This is a genomic window from Brevibacterium sp. AGC70 (assembly GCF_057334195.1).
Window position 1 is genome coordinate 556,431 of the sequence record NZ_JBHFIH010000014.1, and the last position, 6,718, is coordinate 563,148.

General features: G+C 62.7%; 6 protein-coding genes. 1 reads left to right on the top strand and 5 read right to left on the bottom strand.

The features are described from left to right. Positions 1-73 precede the first annotated feature (73 nt). The 5 genes from ACE03M_RS12740 to ACE03M_RS12760 form a co-directional block, all read right to left on the bottom strand. Positions 74-1,447, bottom strand: coding sequence for an NAD(P)/FAD-dependent oxidoreductase (locus ACE03M_RS12740; protein ID WP_143921051.1), 1,374 nt, complete (start codon positions 1,445-1,447; stop codon positions 74-76). A gap of 80 nt (positions 1,448-1,527) precedes the next feature. After that, the gene (locus tag ACE03M_RS12745) at positions 1,528-2,718 is read right to left on the bottom strand and encodes a S8 family peptidase (RefSeq protein ID WP_485934264.1); all 1,191 of its coding nucleotides are present in this window, start codon (positions 2,716-2,718) and stop codon (positions 1,528-1,530) included. 101 nt (positions 2,719-2,819) lie between these two features. Next, complete coding sequence (locus tag ACE03M_RS12750) at positions 2,820-3,767, bottom strand: Ppx/GppA phosphatase family protein (protein WP_485934266.1); 948 nt, start codon at positions 3,765-3,767, stop codon at positions 2,820-2,822. A gap of 9 nt (positions 3,768-3,776) precedes the next feature. Then, entirely contained in the window at positions 3,777-4,307 is a 531-nt protein-coding gene (locus tag ACE03M_RS12755; protein WP_485934268.1) for a DUF501 domain-containing protein, read from the bottom strand. Next, positions 4,307-4,798 carry an FtsB family cell division protein gene (locus tag ACE03M_RS12760; protein WP_485934270.1) on the bottom strand — a complete coding sequence of 164 codons (492 nt, stop codon included), beginning with the start codon at positions 4,796-4,798 and terminating at the stop codon, positions 4,307-4,309. The genes ACE03M_RS12755 and ACE03M_RS12760 overlap by 1 nt, the downstream gene beginning before the upstream one ends. Positions 4,799-5,404: 606 nt before the next feature. Here ACE03M_RS12760 and ACE03M_RS12765 point away from each other — a divergent pair. Then, a complete protein-coding gene (locus tag ACE03M_RS12765; RefSeq protein ID WP_485934272.1) occupies positions 5,405-6,454 on the top strand; it encodes a DUF559 domain-containing protein in 1,050 nt (349 codons plus the stop codon). Positions 6,455-6,718: the final 264 nt, after the last annotated feature.

Sequence of the window (6,718 nt, forward strand, 5' to 3'; positions counted from 1 at the left end):
CTCCCGGCGTTCTTCAGACCTCATCAGGGTTCACATCACGGTGATGACCGGACGCGAATCCTGCACTCAGGCATCAGACCTTAGCGGTTTCCTTCTTAGGAGCCGGCTTTGAGTTCGCGGCCTCGACGAAGTTCTTACGAGGGACATCGAGATCAGCCAGCGGCATGGCGTCGCGGCCGACGATGGCGTTGAGGATCCAGTTGCCGAAGACCTTGACCTTGCGGTCCACTGTCGGGATCGCGTAGCCGTGGTAGGCGCGGTGCATCAGCCAAGCGAGGACGCCGCGGGCTTCGAAGTCGCCCATCTGCGAAACACCCTTGTACAGGCCAAGGCCTGCAACAGTGCCGATGGTCTTGTGGAAGTACTGCTTGAACTCGGTCTCTCCGCGAAGTGCGGCGAGAACGTTGGCAGCCAGCACTGGCGCCTGTCGCACGGCGTGCTGAGCGTTGGGCACGCAGTAGCCACCCACACCGCCACCGGAGAGATCAGGCACGGCAGCGTTGTCACCGGCGGCCCATGCGCCTTCGACCACGCCGTTGTCGCCCTCGACGCGCAGATCGGCGCGCACGGTCACGCGACCGCGTTCATCGAGAGGCAGGTCCGAGTCGACGAGGATCGGGTTGGCCTTGACGCCAGCCGACCACACGATGGTGTCTGCGTCGAACTCTTCGCCGCTGGAGAGCTTGATGTGCTTGTCGGTGCAGTCCTGGAGGAAAGTCTCGAGGTACACGTCGATGCCGCGTTCGCGCATGTGCTCCACGACCCAGCGAGCCTGAGCTTCGCCGACCTCGGGCATGACGCGGTCAAGTGCCTCCACGAGGACGAAGCGGACGTCGGCTTCGGTCAGCGTCTCGTACTGAGCCACTGCGGAGCGGACGACGTCTTCGAGCTCGGTGAGGAGTTCGATGCCGGCGAATCCGCCGCCGACGAAGACGAAGGTCAGCGCCTTGCGACGCTCGTCATCATCTTCCATCAGCGAGGCATCGGACAAGCGGCTGAGGAGGTGATCGCGCAGTGCGACGGCCTCCTCAATGCGCTTGAGCGCGATGGCGTTCTCCTTGAGGCCGGGGATCGGCAGAGCGCGCGCCACCGAACCGGCGGCCATGATGATGTGGTCGTAGTCGAGCTCGAACGCTTCGTCATTCTCGGGCTCGACGGTGACGAACTTGTCGCCGTGGTTGATCGAGGTGACCTTCGCGGTGATGACCTCAGCACCGGAGAGATTACGGCGCAACGGCACGACGGCGTGACGTGGTTCGATGGACCCAGCTGCCACCTCGGGGAGGAACGGCAGGTAGGTCATGTAGGGATTGGGATCGACCACGGTCACTGTGGCTTCGCCACGACCGAGGTTCTTCAACAGATTCTGAGCGGTAACGAGACCAAGGTAGCCGCCACCAACGACGAGGATTCGAGGACGCAATTTTGAGTTTCTGATGAGTGCCATATTTCCATCTTAGGCCCTTGTGAAAACTTTCACTAATTGCATCTCGACGCTCCAGCTCAGAGGTTCGGCACCGGGTTCGATCAGCGTCTGCGGCGGATGAAAACCACTGCTGAGAGCAGGAAGAGGACGACTGCGATGAGGCCTCCGGCACCCAGAACCGAGAAGCCCAGCTTGGGCGTGGCCTGAGATGAGACAACGTCCTTGGGTGCGACTGCTTTCGGGTTGTTGTCCTCTGTTGGTGCCGCATTCTCCGTCTCAGCCGAGTCGGACTGCGCACGCCGGTGCATCGTCACCCAGTCGGCCAAAGCATCGGCTGAACTGGGAACAGACTTCGGGACGTCGGCCTTCATCGCGGCCTTCGGATCGAGGCGACCCCAGCCGACGATGGGATCCGGCTTGCCCTTTTTGCTCTGCCCCTTGTGCCCAGGCACAGGCTTGGCCGTCGAGGTCAGCTTGGCGGTGACTTCGTCGGCACTGAGATCGGGGTCTTCAGCCCGGATCAGCGCTGCCACTCCGGAGACGATCGGTGAGGCGAAGGAACATCCCTGTCCCTCTGCGTAGCCGCCCGAGTAGTACGGGATCGGAATGTCTGCCGCCGGCCCCATGAGGTCCACAGCTGTTCCAGGAGCAGTTGACTCGGAGAGAACTCGGTTGTTCTTGCCCAGTCCGCCGACGCCGATGACGCCGGGCACCGTCGACGGCGACCACGCCTGTGTCGCGCCTTGGGAGGCATTGCCGACACAGGCGACGACGACGACGTCCTTCTCATAGGCGTAGGCGAAGGATTCGTCCCAGCTGGAGGGCCAGGCAGGATCGTCCCAGCCCAGCGACATGTTGATGACCTTGGCTCCGGAGTCGACGGCCCAGCGGATTGCCTTGTCGGCCTGCTCACGAGTGGAGCCTGAGTCCTTCGGACGGTCGGGGCCCAACCACATCGAGGCAGACAGGATGTCGACGTCGGGTGCGACACCGGTAGGTCCGGCGCCCTGCCCCTGGCCGGCGATGACTCCGGAGACGGCGGTGCCGTGGTGGATCGTCGTCTTGCCGCCGATCGGGGTCTTGCCGTCCTTGTCGAGTCCGCTGAAGTCCTTTGACTTGCTGACCACGCCTTTGAGGTCCTCATGTTTTGTGTTGACGCCGGAATCGATGACGGCGACCTTCACGCCTTTGCCCGTGGACTTCTTCCACATGTCATCGATGCCATATTTCTTGATGTACCACTGTCCGGGACCGGGCTCGGGCGCAGCGAGTGCTGGCTGAGTCGTGCCCATGACCAGTCCCAGCACCAGAGAACCGACGATGGCAAGTTTTGCGGTGCGCCTTCCAGCGCGTGGGCGCTGGGAAGCTGTCGGTGTCCGCGGCGCGGCGGGCTTCACGACTGCGGTCGCGCTAGGTCGAGCGCGGTGCCGTCGAGGATGTCCGTCTCCGAGACCATGATGTCGAGTTCAGCCCCCGCGCTCCTGACTGCGGAGTCGATGCGAGCCGCGATTCGAGCGAACAGCAGTCCCCCCGCTGCGATGACGTCGACGCGTCCGGGGTGCATGTACGGGAGTGCCGCACGAGCCTCACGCCCCATCCGCAGCAGTTCGTTGGCTTCGCCGTCGATGTCGGCCACGCGCAGATGGGTGCCGTGGATGCGTTCGCGCTGGTAGCTGTCGAGGTCGAGGATTCCCGCGGCCAGCGTGGTGACAGTGCCCGCGACTCCGATCATCGTCCGCGGGGCGGCAAGATCGACGATTTCGGCGGCCTTGTCGAGGTTGGCATCGATGTCGTCGATGGCCGCCTGGATCTGCGTCCGGTCGGGGACGTCAACGGACATGTGGCGTTCGGTCAGACGCACGGATCCGATATCCATGCTGACCGCCGAGGTGACGCTTTCGGTGCCGAGGACCAGTTCGGTTGATCCCCCGCCGAGGTCCATGACGAGGAACGGTCCGCTGTCGGCACCGTGTCCGACGGTCGCACCGAGGAATGACAGATGAGCCTCTTCGTCACCGGTGATGACGTCGGGCACGACGCCTAAGATGCCGAAGATGCCTGCGGAGAACTCGTCTCGGTTCTTCACGTCACGACTGGCGGAGGTGGCGACGAATCTCAGCTTCTCCGGTGAGTACTCGGCAGCCACCTCGGCGAATTCCCGGGCTGCGGTGAACGTGCGTTCCAAGGCTTCGGGGGCGAACTCACCCGTCGCGTCCACTCCCTGGCCGAGGCGCACGATCCGGGTCTCACGACAGAGCTCGGTCATCTGTCCGTGCGCGTCGACGTCGGCGATGAGCAGACGCAGGGAATTGGTCCCGCAGTCGAAGGCGGCAACTCTCATGAGTCTCTCCTATTCGCTTGCCTCGTCCGAGGCGTTCTCTGTGCCCGCCGGGGTGGGGACGTCGGTCATGAACGAGATTGCGCGATCACCGATCGGGTTGACCCCAGGGCCGGCGGCCAGTGAGTGGCCGACCAGGGCGTGCAGGCATTTCACTCGGTTGGGCATGCCGCCGGCGGAGTAGTCCTTGATCTCCTCCACCTCGGCGAGGCCGGCCGTTTTGCCGATCTCGGATCGCGTCGCGAGGTAAGCGGCATGGGCCTTGGCATAGGAGGCCGCGAGCTCCTCGTCCTCGGCGAGCTCAGCGGACCACTCGGCCATGATCCCCGAAGCCTCGAGACGCGAGCATTCCGTGACGAAGGCGGGATGGGTGAGGTAGAAGGCGGTGGGGAACGGTGTGCCGTCCTCGAGCCTCGGAGCGGTGGCGACGACCAGAGGCTCACCCGATGCGCTGCGGGCGGCAATCCCGACGACGCCGCGCGGAATCCGCCCGAGCTGGTCCTTCAGGATGGCGAAGTCCGCCTCGGTGCACTCTGTGATCATCAGCCCTTCTCCACGGTATTGCCGACCTCTTGAATCGACTCCAGCAACTCAAGGTACCAGGCTTGTTTGCGTTGCGGGCGGTCCGTATCCGAATCGTCACCGCTGATCGCCTCCTGGTTGGTGACGATGACCGCGTTCTTGCCCTCTTCGACGTAGTACTGGTCCTTGCGTGCTTTGCGCTTGATGTATGCGGGGTCCTTGAGGTTCTCGTTCTTCTCCTCCAGTCCCTGAACTTCGGACTTCGTCGATTCGATCTCGCTGTTGAGTGCGGCGATCTGCTGTGCCTGCTTGAGTGCCGAATTGATCGAGGGCAGGAAGGTGACGAGCACGATGGCGATCACGAGGAGGAATACTCCCGTCTGCCAGGACAGCTTCCGCTTGCGAATGCCTTCGGTGGGCTGAGCCTCGACGACCGCTGCAGGGCGTCGACGGGGAGCGGCTCTGCCCGGAGCCGATTTGGGGGCGCTGTTTCTGGGCTTGCTCGGAACCATGTCTCTTTCCTCTGCGACCGGGGATGGGGAAGGCTGTCGCAACATGTCTAAGTCTGCCGTGTCATCATCCGGACTGCGAGGATTTGGGTGTCGTGGCGTGTTCTATTCTCCGAAAGCCCGCATCCGCCAGGTGCCTTCGCTGCCGTCGTGCACCCTTCACGTGTCTTTCACGCTCCAGCCCCGGGCAGTCCCAAAGCGCCCGCTCCAGCCTTCCCAGCCGTCCACAGCTTCCCAGCCGTCCCTGCCGTCTTAGCCGTCCCCTCGTCCCAGCCGCCCACTGCAGCCGCCTGGCCGCTCGGCGCGCAGCCCGCCGCTCGCATCTCCACCCCGTCCGTCGCCCAAGGCTCACGTCCTACTCTTGCGTCTACCTCCTACAACTAGTTCAGCTCCCGGCACTATTGGCTCTAAAACCCCCCGTTGCTGTTGGGTGATTTGGCACTCACAGTGCGGGGTGCAGACGCCGGGGTCCAGAGCTCCGGACGTCAACGCTCCGCAGCTCGCCACTCCCGTTCCAGCTTCCACCTCAAACGGCGCTTATCCACAGAGTTATACACAACTCGAAAGCCATTCGTTGCATTTTGCTATGTTTTAATGCAGTTTAATGTCATGTACAAAATTATGACCACACAGCAGATCATCCGACTCGGGTTCACCCATGCAGACATTCGGCGGGCCCGAAGTTGCTGCGTACGTCGATTGTCTCGCGGCGTCTATTCGGTCAGACACGTCTGCTCCAGGGAAGACCACCGGCCGCTGTGGGCGAGCATCGACGAAGGAACGCATTCAGAGTTCACGGAGCACGGAGACATCCGAGATCAGATCGAAGACCTCGACGCCGCAGTCATAGCGCGATGCGAAGTCAGATTCCAGAAGCAGGGACAGCAGGAGCGTCAGGCGGAATCTGCCACCACTGCTGGGGCAACCGCTGCGACCCGAATGTCGTCGGCATCACCCCCGGCCGAGGTGTTCTCGCACATCTCCGCGGCTCTCATCCACGGCCTGCCAATTGCTTACCCTGTCACCCACCAAGTCGAGGTGGTGCGCCCCGGAGTCAATCGCAGGTTCAAGAGCATTCATGTCAGGGGTGTGACAATCCCGAGACATCACCGGCAGGCAGTTCGCGGGACCGAGGTGACGACGCTTGAACGCACGCTCATTGATGTTGCTCGAACGTACAACCCCGATATCTCGGTTTCCATGTTCGACAGCGCTTTGCATCGTGGACTGACGACGCGAGAGAAGATCCTCGCAACGCTGGCACAATGCCTGGAGACAAGGAACACCAAGAAGGTTCATCTCGCTCTCGACTTGGCCGATGCCCGCCGCGAGTCCCCTGCCGAGTCGATCGCCGCGGTGAGATTCTTCCAGCACGGATTCGTCGGGTTCGTCCCCCAAGTCGAGTTCGATACGGCCTCATTGCGGTCAAATATTCGCGTCGACTTCTGCCACAGGGCAGCCCGGATGATCGTTGAGATCGATGGACTCGGAAAGCTGTATCTCGGCTCGGGGGTGCCCCGCGACGAACTCGAACGCGAAAGGCGCAGAGAACAATGGCTGCGAGATCAGGGCTGGCGAGTCATCAGAATCAGTTGGAAAGAGCTATTCACGGAGGCGAAGTTCGAAGAGATCAGGCGAATCCTCATGGGCACGAGGTGACTGACCGAGGATGCGCTCGGCAGACGCGGCAGGACCCTCACCCGCAGCCGCATGAACAACCACTGCAGATGTATGAATTGCGCGGGGCAGGCGGAGTTGGTGCGCCCCCAGTGTGTTCTGCGAGGGGCAGGAGGTTTTGTGATCACCAGGAGGCCTGGTTATCGCGGGGAGCTTTTGTTATCGCGGAGAAGTTCGGTGAGCGCTGGGAGTCTGGCACCGATCCCATCAAAGGAGGTCTTGTCGATGAATGCCGCCGCGGGGGGG